This is a genomic window from Tamlana crocina (genome assembly GCF_012037625.1).
Window position 1 is genome coordinate 168,961 of record NZ_JAAVJS010000002.1, and the last position, 20,042, is coordinate 189,002.

The following is a 20,042-nucleotide window of genomic DNA, read 5'->3' on the forward strand; positions in this document are numbered from 1 at the left end:
CGCTTTAAAGCCGTGTTTATGGGCTAAATGAAATATTAAACAAATTAAAAGATCAATTTGCTATTTTTTTACTACATCTCTATCCTGCTCTGTCTTTAAAATTGTTTTTGTTAAGACACGGTAATGGTGCAAACAACCTCTGTAACCGATTGCGGAAAAACAACCATTATAGGCAAAACCTCCATACCGGGAACTTGATTAAAAACACGTTCTTCTTGAAGCTCCTTAATATTAATAGGCACATTGGAGTTTATCGTGACCACAGCTTCTTTTTTATGGATTTCAATACTATGGTTTGAAACTTGAACAAACTGTTCTCCCGTAGGTGATATTAACGGCAACACCAATGTATCTCCATTAAAACTGGTTGATGTTCTTCGGGCTTTTATAGTGGCTTGATTCTTATCAAACAAATAGTTGAGCTTGAATTCAGCATCGGAACCCACAACTTCCTTTTCCCTGTTGGTCAATTTCACTTCTGCCAAAAAATCAATGGTATTGTTATTATCGGTGTAACTCACTTTCGCATTTAAATCGTGAATGTTAGTGTACCATACTCCATCAATAAAACGCTCTACCCTTGGTGTGAGGCAAAAATCAATTTCTGGCTGCTCTTGCTGGTTGTTAGGTTCAACAAGAATGTACTCCGCCATACTAGCCGTAAACAAAGGCCCCACTTTTTCGTGCCAAAGCACGTTTAATGCCCCACCCATTCCTGCCACCGAATACTTTTTCTTCCAAACTTTATCGTATGTAGATACCGTACTTCTCCAAGGGCCTCTAGCCCCCAACCAAACATCCAATTCAGGAAAATGCTCAACCCCATCACGAACACTTCTGGGTATGGGCGTTTTTTTGTTGACACCCTTTGTGGCCTTTAAATTATCCAACACAAAGGCCAAACTTTTGGCATGGGCAAAAGTGTGATGTATGCAGGGCTCAACGCCGTGCGACTTATAATGCAAACCTCCTGCTAAAAGTCCGCTTACCGTACAACGCTCCAATAACTCAGTACTTAACGCAGCTGCTGTCCCAAAAGCAGGGTTTCTATCTGCCATTAAAGTAAATGCAGGCTGGCAACCATCTGCTGTCCTGCTGCCCCAGTAAGTCCATTTATTTTGGCGTGTCCCAAAACTGTTGTCCCAAGCGCCATCGGGTAGCATAAATTCCAAATGGCCGTTCATAGACTCGGTTAGCACATCTAACATCTTTTCATCTTTCTTCAAAATGGCATATTGTACTATTCCGTTCAGGCTTTCTTCTACATTATAACCTAAGTCTATACCATACAGGCCTTTTTTGCTTTTACTCTTATTCGGTTTATCCTCTCCAAACATCAATTTGTTTGGTTCGGTTAAATATTCATAAACTGTGGCAGCAAACTCTTCACCACGTTTTATGTATTTGTCTTCGCTAAAATATTCTCCCAAAAAACAAAGACCGTAGGCCGCAGTAAATCTGTAATTTACATGACTATAATCCATATGAAACGTTTCATACACATAATGAATAGCTTTTTTAAGCCTAGCCTCCCACTTTAGTTTATCTTCTTTTGAAAACAGATGTCCATGATAGTGCAGTGCTTCCCCTAAGGCTATTGATCCAAAAACGGTAATCCCTTTCCAAGAATCTGGATTTCCAACATCGTTAGTCCAACTGCCATCAGGGCCATCTACATTTACAGACCAGTCTAAAAGTTTAAAAGCAGCGTCTAAATATTTTTTGTCTCCAGTTATATCTGCCATGCACATTAAAGGATAAACGGCGTCATGGGCACGACCATGAACAGTCTCACAGGCACGACAATATAGCGTGCCGTGCATCACCGGGTCATTTTCATTGTTTACCTGTTCACGAATCATAGCATCACACCATGTTTTTAATAAATTAAAACATTGTTTTTGGAATGCTGTTAAGTTATCTAAGTTTATGGTTTTGTTGACACTTTTACCTTTCCCACAAGCATATGCAGGAAGCAACAACCCCATACCTCCCAGTATGGAGACGTTAATAAACGACCGCCGTTCCATTTATCCTTTTATTTTTAAAGTTTTTTTAAAAAAAGACTAGCGCTTAATAAGTTTCACAAAAACAGACTCAGGAACATTCACTTTTGCAAAGTAAATACCGTTGGGTTTATCTAGCAGACTTAAAATGAGGCGACCTGAGCTTAATTTATAATCCTTTGAAGATACCAACTGTGATTGTAAATTATAAACCTGAACGTTTACAAACTCTAAGCTAGTTGGTAAATACAATTCAAATTCGCCACTGGAAGGGTTGGGGTAGGCCTTAACCTCTTCTAATAGATTAATGTTTTTCGACAGTTCTCCCTGACATGCGTCTTTTCCTTTAACCTGCAACTTATCGCCATGTTCTACTTGTACCGAAAAATCCGATTGAATTGTTTCCAACAACTGTTTGCCGTTTTTAAAAACTGTATAAGGGCCTGCTCCAGACTGTACAGAAATCTGTGCAGATTTCTTTTCTATTTTGATTTTTCCCGACAAGCTCGCTCCGCCATCTATGGTAATCTCATAACATTGCTTGTGCGAATCTCCAACCAAATCAATACACAAATCATAAGTCCCAGGAGCCAAATTTTCAATGGTTTTACTATCTGTAAACTCGTAATCAAGGCCATCTATACTTGCCTTATAATTATGTGTAGCTGCTGCACTTATAAACACCTTGCCGTTTCCTTTATCTTTGCAGGTTTCTCCGGTTACTTCTATTGTGAAATTGTTAGATGCCAGTTGTGTTGATGTGGTTAGCTTAAATTCTGAAATGGCAGCCGCCGAAAGCTCTTGACCAGGAAGCATATTTAATACATTGAAACGAATTTTACGAGCACTAATAGCCGCCGATATTTTCTTTTCGGCACCTATTTCTGTTCCAGCTACTAGCTCCTTCCACCCTGATGCTTCCCAATATTCGAGCCTCCAATCCTTTATTTTTGAGGCTGGTTCTTTTATGCTAATTTCGCTTATGGTTTTATTTGTGCCCAAATCTAACATGAGCCATTGTCCTGAACCTGCAATTTCCGACTCCCAAAAGGTGTTACCGTCACCGTCATTTGCTAATTTCGCTTCAAAATTATCTTTTGATGAGGATGCCGACATATAACCTCCATATAAGCGTAATTGCAACTGTGCATCGAATAAAGAATTTGGGTAAACTTGCTGGCCACGCAACTCATCCAAACCTTCATTTTTAAACATTATATTATCACCTGGTTTAGTTTGAAAACCAACAAAAATAGGGTTTGCAAACGTATGGGTTCTTCTTTCTGTTGTATTGGAAACAAACCAAAAATCATAAAGCCTAGTAGTAAAATTAGCATCATGCTTAAAATTCCAAAATGTTAAATATGGACCACTATTAGGATACGCATTTTCTGCACCACCATTTCCCAAAAGCTTTCCTCCTTGAATGTTATCCAATAAATTGGAGTAAGGATGATACCCATGACAATCCGTAGATTGATCTTTTTGCATCTCACAATTAAGAAATACAGTGCTTGTGGTACTCCAGCGCATACCTGGGCCATGCAACATACCCTTTCTACCGTCGGTAAGACCTTCACTGCAAGTATCTAAACAATTTTCAAAAAGCACACCATAACTGTATTTAGAGTAGTAACTAGTATGCCCTCTTTTTCCGTATATATGAATGTCCTTTGCCGTAAAACCCAAACTTCTTTCTATGAATAAACATTCGTTCCAATCCTTAAAATCGCAATCTCTAATCCATCCGTTTACCACGTTTCCGAAATAAACAGATTGCCATGCATAATCGATAATCTCGTTGGCGTGGTGCACAAAATTTTCTGGATAGTCTTTCCATCCACTAGTAAATAAAATATCCTCCACACCCACTTCAGTTATCGTGTTATATGTTCTTAAAACTGTGGTTGAGGACACGGGCATATTTAATTGCACCGGATTTTTGAATGTTACTTTATTGCCAGAAATTTTGGTGATAAGATGCTTCTCATAAGGCCGAATACCATTGTTTTTAATAGCACCCCAATTAACATTCGGTGTTAACCCCATCATATTTGCCTCTAAATTAGCCGTAGTTCTTTGGTACAAATCTACATATTGCCCAACCACTAAATTAGCTGTACTTGCCACCTGAATTTCAAAATCACCTTTCTTTATTTCTGAAGTAACTTGAGTAATATCGCTGGACTCCGTATTAGAAGGTATGAACATAAACCGATAATGGGCAGCACCACTACCGAACTTATTTTCGTTGAACTTGTCGGCATATATCTCTGTTCCTCCAGTTCCCTTTCCTGCTCCTTTTAAAACAATATTGCTCCCACTAATTGTAATAGGTTGTGTTTTTGTGGTTTCACTGGAAACGATGTACCTGCCTGCCGGAAAAAAAACAACGGTTGGTTGATTACTAGCCTCAGCGGCATCAATAGCCGCCTGAATTCCTGCATCGTCATAACCGGTATCATCTGGAATTGCTCCATAATCGGTTACGCTTATCGTATTCCAACCAGACACATCCGGCAATTCTTTTTCTGAAAAATGGTATCCTGTATAAGAGAAATCATTTAAGGTTGCTTCAGATAGATTCCCATTTAACTTTTTCTCTGCAAAGTCAACCCATGAAGGAGCTTCTGTGTTTTGAGCATTAACAAAAACACCTAGTAAAATAAAAACGCCTAAGCATTTTTTCAAAAAAGAAACCTTTATTAGTATGAATTTAATACCACTACTAGTATTTAGTGTAAATAACATCTATTTATTATTTCGTAGTAAAACTCCAAACCTGTCCAAGGGTAACGCCTCCGTTACCATCTTTAGCTACTATCTTGAAATAATAGGTAGATGCCGGGGTTAGTCCTGTAGCTTCATAGGTTGTTCCTGATTGATCTTCTGATAATTTTGTTGTTAAATCACTGTTAGTATCTAAATACACATCATAGCTTAGGGTATCGCCATCCACATCACTAGCCGTCCAACTTAATATGGCACTCGTACCATCTATTTCTGAATGTAATGCAGGAGACACTAATTCTGGTGCAAAAGGCAAATGGTTGGAAACCCCGTCTCCTTCGGTTAAAAATTGACTCACAGAAGAGTAAGCACTCTCATCCCCTTTAGTATCTTTCGCTTTGAGCCTCCAATAATAAGATCTCCCTTTTTCTAGAGTGAGCACCCGTGAAGTCGATGAACTGGAAACATCGTGCGCCAGTGTTGAAAAATCGCTCTTTTCAGATACCTCTACCTGATAGCTTACCGCATCGCCCTCTTTATCTGTTGATGTATCCCATTCGAAGACCACGTTGTTGTCAATGCACAACGTATTGCTCAATGGGTAAACCTGCACTGGTACAGTGGGCGCTGTGTTTTCGGTCTCGTTACCTGAACCCGAATCATCATCGTTACCGCCGCTGCTGCAGGATAAAATAATACTGGTAAACAAAATCGCAGTTAAATATAAATATGACTTTTTCATCTGTTTATTTTATTTGTTTTTAATTGGTCAGATGCAATTTGCCATTAAACATTTCGGTTGGTATCAACTTAATTGTTATGGCTCATTTCATGCTATTTTTTAATTAGTTTAATAAATTTTGGCTTTTTTGAGTTTATTTTTACAAAGTATATGCCGTTGGGTTTGTCCGCTATATCCAATTTCACTTTTCCAGCGTTCACCTTAAACGTGCTTGCACTTATCATCTGAGAATGAATATTATATACCGCTAAATCTACTTGATCTATGCCACTAGGTATATTTAGTTCAAATATACCACTGGACGGGTTTGGATAGGCCCGAACACTATCAAATAGGTTTATCGTTTTTGACATTTCTCCTTGGCAGGCTTCATTACTCTTTATTTGAATTAGATCACCATCTCGAACATCTACAGAAAAGGTAGTTTGATTGGTTTGTAAAACCGCTTCTCCATTCTTAATAACTGTGTAGGGAGCCGTTCCGGAAGCTACATTTATTTCTACCGATTGTTTGCTTTTTACACTGATTTTAGCGCTGAGTGACTCGGCTTCAACGATTTCTACTTGATAACAATGCTGAAAATCTTTCCCGACAACATCAATACAAAAACCATAAATACCTGGAGCTAAACTTTCTATGGTTTTGCTTTTTGTAAATTCATAATCCACACCATCAATTGTGGCTACATATTCATGGAACGCCGCACCGTTTATAACCAATTTACCATTGTCCATCCCCGTGCAGGTTTCTCCAATAGCTTCAATGGTAAAATTATTAGGTAATGTTGGGTCTGTGGGCTCAATACCTAAATCAATAATTTGCAAGTATAGAGGTTGGGCATTGCCTGATTTGTTTTCCATTAAATAATAGTAAACCTTACCATCATCAATATGTACCACGCCATGGTCAAATGTTTTGCCCGATGTTGCTTCGTATATTCTTGTAAAGTTATTAGTGCCTCCTTCGGTTTTTTCCACAAAAACCCTTCCATTCTGCAGGCCTATCATATATACATCATTACCAGATGTGTACAACGCTGAACCTCCAGAAAAATCTTCTGAGGTAATAAAATCTCCCTCTCCTGACGGTTGATACGTGTGCAAATACTTCGTTACATTGTTTTCATTATCTTTAACTCTACTTATAAAATGTACATCTCCATTGGTGGTTACCGTCCAATCAAAATCACCAACTATATGCACTTTGCTTGTTTGCGTTGTTGCCACATAATCTCCGGGTTCCATAACTTTTATAAAATCCGCATCATTTAGAGGTAGTGCAAAAGACTCTCCTTTATAATTTTTCCAACCAGTTGCACCACTTGGATCATCTGAGTAGGCATAATAAATACCGTTTTGATATTGATATTTATCATCATTATTGGATGATCTACGTTGAAAACCTATACGTATTTTTCCATTTACATATTTAATATCACCATATAACCCCCAGTTGTATGTTATACCTGGTTGGCTTTTAGTATTTAATCTATTAAAATCGATAAAATCCCCCCAAGTTCCAGACGTTGCATCATACTTACTAAATTTATACATGCCATTGTTATTTCCGCCTTCTCGCATAAAAAACAGAAGATCTCCTTGGTCGTTCAGAAAAAAGCTAGGATAGGTCAATGCTACAAATTCAGATTGCGCCACGCTTCCTGGTGTGCGCAAATGTTTGTAATCTCCATCCACTCCATTATCCTTAACAAATAGGTCCAATTTAAACTCATTATCGGGCACGGTTGCAGCATTTGGAACCGAATAGGAATATCTAAAATAATCATTGGCTAAACTTCCATTAGATGGCCTAGATGCACTATAGGCATGCATATCGTATAACATATGGATGGTCCCATCTTTAGGACTTATACCAACGGCGCATGTATTATGTGATTCGCCAATCCAATACTGGTTTTGATACCCGGTGTGCCTATGTGGAAATTCAATAGTTGCAACAACACTTGTTACTTTATTATAGCGTGAAAGCATTAAATGGCGGTCTGCCTTCCCACCACGATACCAAGTCAAAAACACGTAATTCCCAAAAGACTTTACAGCATCGCCATGAGCAGAAATATTGCGACCAAAAAAGTAATCGTAGGGTGCATTGTCTCCTGTATTTGATGCACCTCCATTTACCTTGCTTCCATCGAAATGCAAACCAAAGTCGGTAATCTTTATTTCATTTTCGAGAACGACTTGCGCTTGTGAACCAAACGCACATAGAAATAAAAGGTATAATTGAAGTAATTTATACCCTCCAATAATACCACTAATGTAATTCTTTTTCATCATTAAGCAGTTTAATGTTTTTTAGTTGACTTATAAAAGTAAAGGAATACCATAACATCTCTATACTACTTTGTAGGAGTCAAACCCCATTTTAGTATAATATCGCACTGTCACTCTAAGTAAAACACTTCTTCTAGAGGTATCGATACAGGTGAATTATCTGGGTTTACCTCCATGATATCTGCCATAAAACCCCACCATTTTTTTACTATTTTATTATTGGCCAAATCTTGGGAGCCTCCTTCACCAGATACTTTTTGAAACGCAAAAAGCGTATCGGTTTCTTCGTCAAAAAAGATGGAATACTCGCTTACACCATTTTCTTTAAGTAGTTTTTTTAATTCTGGCCATAATTCGTCATGCCTTTTTTTATAGACCTCCTTTTGACCTTTATTTAATTTCATTTTAAATGCTAATCTTTGCATGTATAATAGTTTAATTATTAGTTAAAAAAAAACATTCCATCTTTATTCAAGACAGAATGTTTAAAAAAAATATTTTTCGCGCAGAAGCAGCTCTTATTGCTTCACAAACTTTTTAGTGAAAGAACCTTTATCGCTACTCAGTTTAACTAAATACATTCCACTAGTTAAAGAACTAACATCAATATTTACTGATTCTGAGTTGATATCTCTACTTAAAACTTCCTTACCGAGCAAAGAAAACACAGAAAGGTGGTTTATATTCGCTGCAAGTCCTTTAACACTCAATTCATTGTTAACTGGATTAGAAACAAAAATTGAACTTGTATCAAAGTCTGTAGTACTTAATGTAGAAACAAAGATTAATCGAAGTGCGTTAATTGCAAGTGGAGCATTTCGCGGTTCTTTACCATCCCAAAAAATCACATCATCACCTGCTGCAGTAGGAACTAAACCATATCTTAAGTCTCCTTGTCCTGGTGGTTTCGCGAACAACGCATTATTTCCAGCACCTGACCAACCTGTCGCTTTTCTTCTTTGAAACTGGTCATAACCGTAGTTTGCATCACCTGTATCACTTATTGGAAGACCAGGTCTAGCAGTAATTCTAATTTGATCATCTGCCGGAGTCCCCCCATTAAAACTTGCTTGATCTACAACCATGGTATAGGGACCTACACCAAGAGCAGATAAATCTGCTGTAATTTCTACATACCCACCTGAAGATGGCTCTCTATGTCCTTGTATAGTCCAAAGTTGTGTTACATCAGCAGGTGAGGATGTTATTTCGGCAGCCCATTCTAACTGACCTGTACCATTAATGGTCATGTAAAGTTCTGGAGTCAACCCACAAGTAGCAATCTTATAAACACCAGCTTCTTGATATAGCTCAGGACATGGTTGAGCTTGTACTTGAAGTGCAAACATAAAAAATAGTAAGAATACACTAATTTTTAAAGTAATTTTTTTCATAAATAAAATAGTTTTAATTAGTTAATAATTATTTAATCTAAACTGTTATCAAGTTAGATTTCATAAACTTAATTCATTACAAAAATGTTTCTGTCCTGTTTTGTCGGGGTAAACATTGAATCTATTACCGCCAGTTATTTCAATATAAAATTTAGTTTAACCATCATCTCGATTACATTCTAAGCTTAGAATCGCTAGCAAACCTCTCTTCAAACTTTAAGGGTTATTAGCTATGTACTTTTCCATAATAGCTTTTACCTGTTCTACTGAGCCTTGCTTTAAACCTCCATTTGTAGCTCCGGTTATCCAGTAAAGTACCATTCCTGCATCTGAGCAATCCCATTTTCCTTTTTGAAATTTTACCACATCATCAATCTCTGCCATTTTACCCATTAGCCATACAAATTGCATACGATGGTCTGGGTGTATTTTTGCCCAGTCCCATTCTGCTTCGTCAACCTTTAAATTAATGTTTTGGTCGGGTATACGCACTTCTTCTACGCCAAAATCCAAAATATCCTGCCAAGTATAAAAATCGCCAGCATCATCATTTGCCGGATGGTGGGTTACAACTTTTATAAATTGATGTTTTTCTTTTGGCGTAGCATCTAGGGCAAAACCAATAATATCGGGCTCGCCCGCCTCAATGACCCAAAGCGGATTGTTTTCTGAAGAAGCGTTTATGGCTTCGCTTAAATCCTTAATCGTTTCATCAAGCTGCCATTTGGCATCAAAAAAAGTTAGGTTTTCGAAACCGCCCCAACGTCTTGCCGTACCATCACAGGCCGTTTGCATCATGGCATGTCTTTCGTATTCGGCTGCTTCCGATATTCGATTTACACGAACCAAATCACAACTATGCGAATAATGCACCAGTCTATCTTCTAATCCGGCGGCTCGAAGCAGTGCTATAGAAACAGCTGTACCGCCCAAATCATCTGGATCGGGAGAGTTGCCATCTGCAACGATGGCTATACGTCCTTTGGGTGGTTTAATAACTGCTTGGGCTGTTACCAAAGTAGTTGTTAAGGTAGCAAGTAATAGTAAGGCTAATTTATTCATTTCTTAATTATTTATTTCTATTTCTCGAAAATGTATGTTGATGGCGCCTCTTGTAAATCTTCCCCATGGCCAACAGGTGCAAAAACAAAACCTGCCCAACGCCCACGGGTCCATTCATTACCATCTGTAGCCACATGGACTTCAACGGTAATTTTATCGCCCGTTTTAAGCTTCACATTGTTCCAAAAACCATTGAATGCTTTTCCTTCTTCCCAAAGCATATGGGTTAAGGGCGGCTGATAAGTTCCTAATTCTTTGTTATTAATTAAAATGCGAAACGTTGAACGCCCATCGTTTTCACCAACACCAACAAAAATGACATCATATCTGCCGCTTTCAAAATCAAACATTTTTGATGTTCGGGCCTGTTTATATTTCTCTGGATTTATGGCCATCCAATTTTTACCATTTTTATAAAAATTGGTGCCCTCCACAGGAAACTCCTGTGAGGCTATAAATTTGTTTTCCGGAAGTTTTCGGGCAATGGTATTAAAATATGATAGTTCCGTTTTGGAATTATACGAACTAGGTAAGCTGCCTTCAGCCAATGCCATATTTGGTCCTTTATCAATAGGAACATAATTAACATTTGTTGTTAATACAAACTTATCGAACTCAAATCCATCTTCCCGCATGCTAAATTGCACATCGTGAATACCAGGCTCAGGAACATCTAAATAGATGGCATGTGGCACACCACAGTGCTCCTCTTTGGTACGTTGCTTACTTTCCCACATCCAGTATTTTTTTCCCTTGCACCACTGCATGCGTTGTCCATGTTCTGGCCAAAGCCCGTTAAGGCCAACGTGAATACCATTATCTTCACTCCCCGTGCTCATGGCACGTACCCATACATAATAACGGCCCGGAGAGTTGAATTTAATCTTATAGCTCACTACTGCCATTTGACCGGGTTCATTGGAAAAATTTTCTCCCCGAACTAACTTATCGGAATGCGCTACCCGGGTATCTGGCAGTATTTCTATATAGCTGCTGTTACTGGCATTTAGATAGTGGTTCGCATCTTCGTCCCGCCCCCCAACAGCCATACTGTCTTTTGTTGTTCGGTACCATTGCCTAATTTCGGCATGGGTTTGGTGGTGAAAATACTCTGCTTCAACAGCTACAAGTCCATTTTTTTCTTCAAAAACAAGACTTTTGGAAACTATGGGTAGGTTTAAATTAAATGTTTGAGCATTCAACATTAAACCTACCCATGGTAACAACAATAGTAAAGCAATACCTTTCCTTTGTTGCATGAGGTTTTATTTTACAGTTAACGAAACTGTTTTTAAATCCTCTGCTTTAGAAGACGCCCCAACCGATATTGTAAAAGTTCCAGGTTCAACGACCTTCTTCATATCTTGATTCAAGATATTTAGCTCATCAAAACCTAATTTAAACCTAACTGTTTTAGTTTCACCGGGCTTTAATGTAATACGTTCAAAGCCTTTTAACAGTTTGAGATAGCGGCCTACTGAAGCAAAATCGTCGCGTACGTACATTTGTACAACCTCATCGCCCTCTCTATCTCCCGTATTGGTGACTTCTACAGAAATAGTTGTGGAACCATCTACTGAAATCGATTCATTTTCAAGCTTTGGTGCTCCATATTCAAAAGTGGTATAACTTAAACCATATCCAAATGGAAATAATGGAGATTTATCGCTAAATCGGTATTGCCCTTTTCCAGACCCAATAAAGTCTGGACGCTCCAAATATGTTACAGGCACTTGGCCTACATCGCGAGGAAAAGACATGGTTAGTTTACCACCTGGATTTACATCGCCAAAAAGGACATTGGCAACCGCATCGCCAGCTCTCATGCCTCCATACCACGTTTCGAGTACAGATGGTATCTTTTCAGCGATATAATTTATACTCAATGGGCGACCATTAATTAAAACCACAATTACAGGTTTTCCTGTTTTATGAATGGCTTCCACCAACTCATTTTGGACACCGTATAAATCAAGATCGGCACGGTCGCCACCTTCTCCACAAGTTTTATGAGAACTACCCACGACTAAAACAACAGCATCCGATTTTTTTGCTGCAGATATAGCTTCGGGAAATCCTTCTTTTGAAAAACTATCGATATCACAGCCTTTGGCGTAGTTTATCTTTACGTTATCGCCCACTTTTTTCTTTAATCCATCTAATACCGAAACATAATATGGTGGCAACCCAGAATAACCTCCTAATAGTTTATAGGTTCCTTTTTTCGGTCTTTCTTCGTGGGCGTTGGGCCCAATAACGGCCAAAGATTTTATTTTTGATACATCAAGCGGTAAGAGGTTATTATCGTTCTTCAACATGATAATAGATTTCTCTGCAATTTCCAATGCAAACTCACGATGTTCATCGTTACCAGCTTCTACAGTTTCCGTGTCAATCTCTTTAGGCTTTGTATCAAATAAGCCCAATTTATATTTTGCTGTTAAAATGCGAGATACGGCTTTGTCTATGTATTTTACCAATGAAGGGGCTTGCATTACGGTATCCTTTAAAACATTAGTATGATACGTTGCTAGATCAACGTTTTTCCCAATTACTAAGTCCATGTCAACGCCTGCTTTTAATCCTAAGATAGCAGCTTCAGTTCTGTTTTCAGCTATAAAATGCATGGTTTCCAGTCTGCCAACATCGTTATTATCAGAAACTATAAAACCGTCAAAACCTAGCTCGTCTCTTAAAATATCCTTCAACAACCAGGTATTCATATGACAAGGCGCGCCGTTAAAATCTTGATGCCCTGGCATCACACAGCCTACTTCTGCTTCTTTTACTGCGGCCTCGAATGGCGGGAGATAAACCTCGCGTAAACGGCGCTCAGACATATCGCTGAACCCGCCATTTATACCACGACGGTTTTCCGGGTATCCCACAAAATGTTTGGCCGTTGCAATAACATGATTTTCATCAAATTGCTCCTCACCCGTACCTTGCAAACCTTCAATAAATGCTACCCCCATTCGCGACACCAAGTAAGGGTCTTCACCATACGATTCTTCTACTCTACCATAGCGCGCATCGCCAGCGTAAACATCTAAATTAGGAGAGTAACAATGTGTAACTCCCAAAGCACGCGCCTCTTTTGCTGTTTGAGACGCCATCTTTTTTATGAGCTCAGGCTCCCAAGTTGAGGCACAAGCTACCGCTTGCGGATAAACTGTTGTATTACCGTAATAATCGAGGACAAGCCATAAGCCGTGTAATGCTTCTCCGTATTTCATCTCAGGAATACCCAAGCGCTCATTGGCAGGAGCATCTTGCGTCATTTCGGCAATTTTCTCCTCTAAGGTCATTTGGCTTAATAATGCAGCTACCTTTTTTTCTATCTCTGCCTCTTTTTTTGTTTTTAATTGTTTGCTATCTGTTTGTGCATAAACATTTATCAATGCAGCAAACATCAAACCGGCTAACCATAATTTCTTCATTGGACTTTATATATTAATTATTCAAAATTTCGAATTCCAGGAACTATTTTTACTTGTAAGTTGGCCTTATCCCGAGGCCACTTTAAAACTGTTAATTTTTGTGAGTGAGCATCCCAAATAAAATCTGTTGGACTTCCGTTTTCAGGACATTTATAGGTTTCTAAACCTACATTTTTCAATGGGTTATAGTACAACACCAAATCATCGTTTACAATAACCGAAAAGCCATCCGGATAATGCCTGTTGGCTCCCACGAAAATAGTAGACGCTCCTTTGCTATTATCGGTTTCAACATTCAAATTTAGTGTTCGAGTGGCATGATTGAACATAAAATCTTGAATGGTTCCGGCTATAACCTGCGGGTATGGTCTAGCAATAACATCGGTTATATACTTACGTTCTACCGTTCCAGCATCAGTACTATCACTAAAAATAGCCCAAGTAGAAGGACCGCCCGGGAGGAAGTTTTGCATACTGCGATTTCCCAAAAACCATGCCTTTATTGACCCTACGCCCATTTGGTCGAAAACCTCTGCGGTTTTAATGTAGAGTTCTCTGTATTTTAATTGTCCCAACCTACCACTAATTATAGTATCTGTTTTTGCAAAGGTAGGAAAGCCCCATTCGCCTATAAGTATTGGAGCATTTAACAAATCAGACTCTTTATCGAATCGATACATTACAGGTTTTACTAAATCTATGTTATCTTGATATATATGGGGAGCAAAAATCACATTTTCACGTTTTATAGGAGCAGTAATTTCGGCATACTGGTTATTATCAATGGCTTCGCCTTTATTCATAAATATAGATTGGATGAGTATTTTTTTATTCGCATCAATCTTTTGGCTTTCATCAATAATTTTTTGATACAACGGAATCAGATATTTTTCGGTAAGTTTATTATATGAAATATCCATAGTAAGTTTTCGCGGTTCGTTCACCACATCATATCCTACCACTGCATTATTATTTGCATAGCGCTTCCAAATGACTTTCCAAGCATCAATATAGGTATCATACTCGTTATTTTTATTCAACCAAAATTCTTCCCATACAAATTTTTTGACACCATAAACCGTCATTTTAAAAACCGTTTTTATATCATGGTTTATCCCTAAAGCAACAAGGGTATCTAGTTTTTTTAAATAATTGGGCTCTAGCTTTCCTCCTGGAAATTCACTGAGTTTACCAAGTTCTAAACGTATAACTTGATAGTTCGCCCCCATTCTAACCATACGGGCATAGTCGTCGCTATTAAAAAACACTTCACCTTTATGGTCGTTAGTATTAACCACAAAGCCTCGAGGTATAACATGCCTACCTTGCGCATCTCTTAAACCATGCTTAATTTGGGCTTTTAGGGCCAACGGCAACATAAAAGCGAAAATCACAATCTTTATAACTTGTTTCTTTTGAATCATTTAACAGGTGAAAACTTTATTATATGAATAAGCATTAAGGCCGAAATAAAAAATATCTCGACCTTAATGCAAGTAACTAACTCAAATAAATACTACTGCCTATAACCATTGTTTGTTGGGTCTGATTCCAATAAATTAGGATTGGTCTGCAATTCCTGCAATGGAATAGGCAGTTTAACGTGATAGGCCCTAATATTTGATGCTGGATTCCAAAAACGGTATTCCAAATTTTGAACCACATCCAGCAAGACGCCCCAACGAATTAAATCGTAACGTCTCATACATTCTCCTGCCAACTCCCATTTGCGTTCGTCGTATATAGCTTCTCTAAATTCCTGTTGAGATAGACCAAGAATGGCTTCAGCCTCGGCTTGGGTCTCATAGGCTCGCTCCCTAATTTCACGTATATACTCAAACGCTGTATTGGGATCACCTCCAGGTCGTTCGTTTTCACATTCTGCAGCCATTAAATGTACATCGGCCAAACGGAATACCAATCGGTTATCTTTATGATTGAAACGCGGTGAATCTGTAGTGCTCAAATTCCAGAACTTAGCCATGTACGGAAAGTTTAAATCGTACCCCAAGTAGTTATCTACGATATTTATAGACCGTCTAAGATCATTTGTTGGGAATTTTTCAGCAAAATCTTTAGAAGCGACCTGTAAACCAGTACCGTTGAAAGCTTCACCTCGTGCCTCAAGTGCATCTGCTAAAGCGTCTCTCTCGCCTGAATTTTTTGGTTCATCCCTTAAACGAGGTGCAAACATACTTGGTCTCCAATTCCCGTTACCAAAAATACTAGGAAAACTGCCATCTGGCCTTAGCGTACCCTCTTCAAACTGCCCTCTTATGTCTTTAGCAAAATCTAAAGACCATATAATTTCGGAGTTATACTCATTATCGGGATCAAAAACGTCTGCATAATTTGACAATAAACTATGCGGTGATTGATTTATAATTTCTAAACACTTATCAAGCCCTTGTTGCCATTGTTGTTGTTGCATGTAAATCTTTGCTTCAATAACAGCGGCTGCCCATTTTGAGGCTCTTCCGCGCTGATCATCTGTGTATACAGGTGCTAAATGCTGTTGCGCAAATTGTAAATCGTCTAAGACCCCCTCAATAATTAAATTCTCATCGGTTCTCGCCAAAACTTTAATCTCATCAATTTCAAGAGCCTCGGTGTAATATGGCGCATCGCCCCAAAGGTTAGTTATATGCCAATAACACAACGCTCGTAAGAAGCGGCTTTCAGCTATGATATCGGTTTGGGCATCCGCTGTTATCGCATCATTATCCGTTACTCTGGAAATTATAATGTTTGCATTGTTTATTACTCTATATAGGTCTTTCCAACTATCAGAAACACTCATTCTTTGTACTGAAACATCAGCAATAGCTTCGTTTACAGAGTAATTTCCTATGGGTTCAAAAATATTAGCTGAACGGTTGGGCTCTATAATATCTGCTCCATTATCATAAAAAACATCAAGACCAACTTGACCATAAATGGAATTATTTTTTAAGATACCATAAACACCGTTTAAAGCTTGGCGAGCATCATTTTCAGAAGCAAAAAAGGTTTCTGGTGCAATAAGCGATCGTGGTTCTTCTTCTAGGAAACTCTCACAACTAAATGTTGAGAAAACCACAAAGAGGTATATTATTATATATTTTGTTTTCATCTGTGTATATTTTTAAAAAGTTACGTTTAGACCAAGGGTCAACACTCTTGGGTTAGGGTACGAGCCATCATTATAACCTTGAGCTATATTACCTATGCCACTACGCCCAAATCTACTTGATTCTGGGTCTATTAATCTAAAATCAGAAATTAAGAGTAAATTACTTCCTGAGAAGTAGATAGTAGCATTTTTTAAACTGTTAAGCCCCATTTTGTCAACTGGTAAATTATAAGCTATTCTTGCTGTTTTAAGGCGTAAATGAGAACCATCTTCAACATACTCTGAATTTGGAGGGGTGCCAGTTACAGAATCGGCACCAGCTCTAGGGATATTAGAGTCTGGGTTATCTGGAGTCCAACGATTTGCAATATCTGCAAACTTAGTGGTCTCTCCCCTATTGAAATAATGATTACGGGTTCTTAAATTATACACTTCGTTCCCTATTGTTCCTTGAAAATAAAACGAAAAATCCCAGTTTTTGTATGAAAATGAGTTTTCGAACCCAAAGATTAAATCGGGCAAAGGACTTCCTAGTACCACGGCATCTTCAACAGAAATAATACCATCTCCATTTACATCTTCATACCTAGAGCCACCAATAACCTGTTTATTTTGTTCCTCTTCAGTTAAACCTGAAGCTGCTATTTCTTGTTGACTTTTCCAAGTCCCTAAAAACGGTACTCCGGTATAAACCGGCACCGATTCGCCTACAATAAGCCTAGTGTTACCGGATCCCAAAATGGCATCAACGGTTACATCAATAAAATCAACACCTCCAAGGTCTAAAATTTTATTTTGGTTGGATGATAAGGTTAAGGTCGAGTTCCAATTAAAGTTTGTGTTACTAACATTAGTTGTGTTCAACATAAACTCCCAACCTTTGTTTTCTAATGCACCTACGTTTTGTAATTGCGTATCAAAGCCTGTTTGTCTTGGAATGGTAACATCTAAAAGTAAGTCGTTAGTTTTTTTGTAATAATAGTTTAATTCTGTAAACACTTTACCTCCAAAAAGAGATGCTTCTAAAGCTATATCTAAAGAATTAGTTGTTTCCCATTGCAGGTTAGGGTTTGAAGGCCTTCCTAACGTTAAACCTGGTTGTTCTACCCCATTAAGAGTGGTATTAGCTTCTACCAAAATTCCTTTTGTTCTGTAAGGCTCTATCGCTTGGTTACCTGATTTACCGTAACTAGCCCTTAATTTTAAATCTTGAAAAACTGATTGGTCCCGCATAAAGGGTTCTTCAGTTACTTTCCAAGCTCCTGCTATAGACGGATAAAACTCATATTGGTTTCCTGGGGCAAAAACAGAACTTCCATCAGTTCTACCCACTAAAGTTAACAGGTACTTATCTTTATAAGAATAATTAAGGCGTCCAAAAAACGAAACTATTTGAAAACTATTGTAATCACTGCTTACTTTAGACCTAATAGGATCAGAAAAACCTAAGTTATTAAACCCAGCAGCATCACTGGTAATTCCAAACGCTTCGGCTTCTGTAATTTCAGTAGAAACCTTTTGGAAAGAAGCACCAGCCAAAGCAGTTAGCGTGTGGTTTTCTCCAAAATCTGACTGATATTGAATTGTATTTTCATTGTTCCATCCGCTGCTAGCAACTGTTCTTACACTGGCATTACCGCCCTCTCCAAGATACAACAAATCTGGGCTTTGGCTCGATGTAAATTGATTTCGCTTTGTATTGTTAAATTCGGGGCTAAACGTTGAGCGCACCACCCACTTAGAAGATGGCTTGTATTCTAAATACATTGACCCCAACAAGTTATTTGAAAACGTTTCATTGGTATTTAAAGCTATATTTGCTATGGGATTAGACCAAGGAGCGCTTACTACCTCATCATATCCGTTAAAAGTACCATCGTCATTATAAATAGGCTGTGTTCTTAAAGTAGCAAAAGCGTTTCCAAAACTAGCATTTCCATTATCCTGTTCTATTCTAGAATAGTTAATTCTAAAACCTGTTTTTAACTTATCGCTTAATTTAATATCTAAATTACTTCTAAATATATATTTTTCAATACCTGTACTCTTTACAATACCTTCTTGATTAAAGTAATTTAACGAAGTGTAATAATTAACATTATCTGTTGCCCCAGAAATAGACACATCGGTGTTAAAAATTGGAGCTGTACCTAATAACAAATCGAACCAATCGTTGTCTGGATAAGTTGATGGATCGTTAGTGAACGGTATTGCTGCCGATCTAAACTCAGCACTTTCATTTGTAAATGCAATTTGCTCTTCCTGAGACAGCATATCTGGTAATTCTGGCACTAACTGCATACTTGAATATAAGTTTACACTAACCTCTGGTTTTCCGGCGCCAGCCCCTGAACCATTTTTAGTAGTTACCAAAACAACACCATTTGCACCTCTAGACCCGTAAATAGCAATAGAAGACGCATCTTTCAAAATTTCGATAGACTTAATATCGTTACTGTTGATGTTGTTTAAGTTGAAATTGGTTCCAACCACAATACCATCAATTACCCAAAGTGGTTCGTTACTTCCGGTAATGGAATTTCCTCCTCTAACCCGAATCACCGTTCCGGCTCCTGGCGCACCACTAGTTTGAGTAACCTGTACCCCAGAGGCACGGCCTTGCAAGGCTTGGTCTACCCGAGATACGGGAACAGCGGTTAAATCTTCTGAACTCACTGAAGACACCGATCCTGTTAAATCTGATTTTCGTTGCGTACCGTATCCAATTACAACTACTTCATCAAGTTTATTGTCTTCTAACAAGGTGACATTAATTTGTGTTTGGTTACCCACAGTAACCTCTTTAGTAGAATACCCTACATAGGAAATGGACAACACAGCCTGCGGCCCTGCTTCAATGGTAAAGTTACCGTCAAAATCAGTTGTTGTACCCTTAGAAGTTCCTTTAATAATTACAGCTGCTCCCGGCAATGGCTGCCCATCAGCAACAACTGTGCCCGATACGGTTTGTGCTTTGGCCATGGCTATACACGACATAATCAAAACCGCACACATCCAAGTTTTCATGTAACCTGAAAGTGGTTCTAGTTTAGTTTTTAAATTCATAAATATTTAGTTTGTTGATTTATAATCCTAAATGTATAGCGACCTAGATACTTCACTATCCTGCTTTGTCATGCTTTTTGAAAAAAAAGTCTAACTCGCATTGTTTTTAACAATTACCAAAAATAAAACCTTACAAAGGCTACAAAAAAGCCATCCAAAATAATGAACGGACTCGTTTATCGTTTATATTAATAGT

12 protein-coding genes are annotated in these 20,042 nt (G+C 38.2%); all 12 read right to left on the reverse strand.

Translation table 11 applies throughout. The features are described 5' to 3' along the window. Positions 1 to 110: 110 nt before the first annotated feature. The 12 genes from HC176_RS02160 to HC176_RS02215 all read right to left on the reverse strand — a co-directional run bounded on the left by HC176_RS02160 (position 111) and on the right by HC176_RS02215 (position 19,846). Positions 111 to 2,030 carry an ulvan lysase-like protein gene (locus HC176_RS02160; protein ID WP_167916541.1) on the reverse strand — a complete coding sequence of 640 codons (1,920 nt, stop codon included), beginning with the start codon at positions 2,028 to 2,030 and terminating at the stop codon, positions 111 to 113. Positions 2,031 to 2,066: 36 nt separating this feature from the next. Further along, positions 2,067 to 4,697 carry a DUF4955 domain-containing protein gene (locus HC176_RS02165; protein WP_167916542.1) on the reverse strand — a complete coding sequence of 877 codons (2,631 nt, stop codon included), beginning with the start codon at positions 4,695 to 4,697 and terminating at the stop codon, positions 2,067 to 2,069. 67 nt (positions 4,698 to 4,764) lie between these two features. Next, complete coding sequence (locus HC176_RS02170; RefSeq protein WP_167916543.1) at positions 4,765 to 5,478, reverse strand: fibronectin type III domain-containing protein; 714 nt, start codon at positions 5,476 to 5,478, stop codon at positions 4,765 to 4,767. A gap of 92 nt (positions 5,479 to 5,570) precedes the next feature. Then, positions 5,571 to 7,775, reverse strand: coding sequence for a T9SS type A sorting domain-containing protein (locus tag HC176_RS02175; protein ID WP_167916544.1), 2,205 nt, complete (start codon positions 7,773 to 7,775; stop codon positions 5,571 to 5,573). A gap of 107 nt (positions 7,776 to 7,882) precedes the next feature. Then, positions 7,883 to 8,197: an L-rhamnose mutarotase gene (gene rhaM, locus HC176_RS02180; protein WP_167916545.1), complete on the reverse strand. Its 315-nt coding sequence runs from the start codon at positions 8,195 to 8,197 to the stop codon at positions 7,883 to 7,885. A 93-nt stretch (positions 8,198 to 8,290) separates the two neighbouring features. Further along, positions 8,291 to 9,166, reverse strand: coding sequence for a T9SS type A sorting domain-containing protein (locus HC176_RS02185; protein ID WP_167916546.1), 876 nt, complete (start codon positions 9,164 to 9,166; stop codon positions 8,291 to 8,293). Positions 9,167 to 9,382: 216 nt separating this feature from the next. Then, positions 9,383 to 10,228, reverse strand: a complete 846-nt coding sequence (locus HC176_RS02190) for a hypothetical protein (RefSeq protein WP_209309633.1) — start codon at positions 10,226 to 10,228, stop codon at positions 9,383 to 9,385. Between the two features lie 17 nt (positions 10,229 to 10,245). Beyond that, positions 10,246 to 11,487, reverse strand: coding sequence for a hypothetical protein (locus HC176_RS19610; RefSeq protein ID WP_209309634.1), 1,242 nt, complete (start codon positions 11,485 to 11,487; stop codon positions 10,246 to 10,248). Between the two features lie 6 nt (positions 11,488 to 11,493). Next, the gene (locus HC176_RS02200; RefSeq protein ID WP_167916547.1) at positions 11,494 to 13,668 is read right to left on the reverse strand and encodes a beta-xylosidase; all 2,175 of its coding nucleotides are present in this window, start codon (positions 13,666 to 13,668) and stop codon (positions 11,494 to 11,496) included. A 17-nt stretch (positions 13,669 to 13,685) separates the two neighbouring features. Further along, positions 13,686 to 15,092 carry a cellulase family glycosylhydrolase gene (locus HC176_RS02205; RefSeq protein WP_167916548.1) on the reverse strand — a complete coding sequence of 469 codons (1,407 nt, stop codon included), beginning with the start codon at positions 15,090 to 15,092 and terminating at the stop codon, positions 13,686 to 13,688. A 92-nt stretch (positions 15,093 to 15,184) separates the two neighbouring features. Then, a complete protein-coding gene (locus HC176_RS02210; RefSeq protein ID WP_167916549.1) occupies positions 15,185 to 16,780 on the reverse strand; it encodes a RagB/SusD family nutrient uptake outer membrane protein in 1,596 nt (531 codons plus the stop codon). A gap of 12 nt (positions 16,781 to 16,792) precedes the next feature. Continuing rightward, positions 16,793 to 19,846, reverse strand: coding sequence for a SusC/RagA family TonB-linked outer membrane protein (locus tag HC176_RS02215; protein ID WP_245234812.1), 3,054 nt, complete (start codon positions 19,844 to 19,846; stop codon positions 16,793 to 16,795). Positions 19,847 to 20,042: the final 196 nt, after the last annotated feature.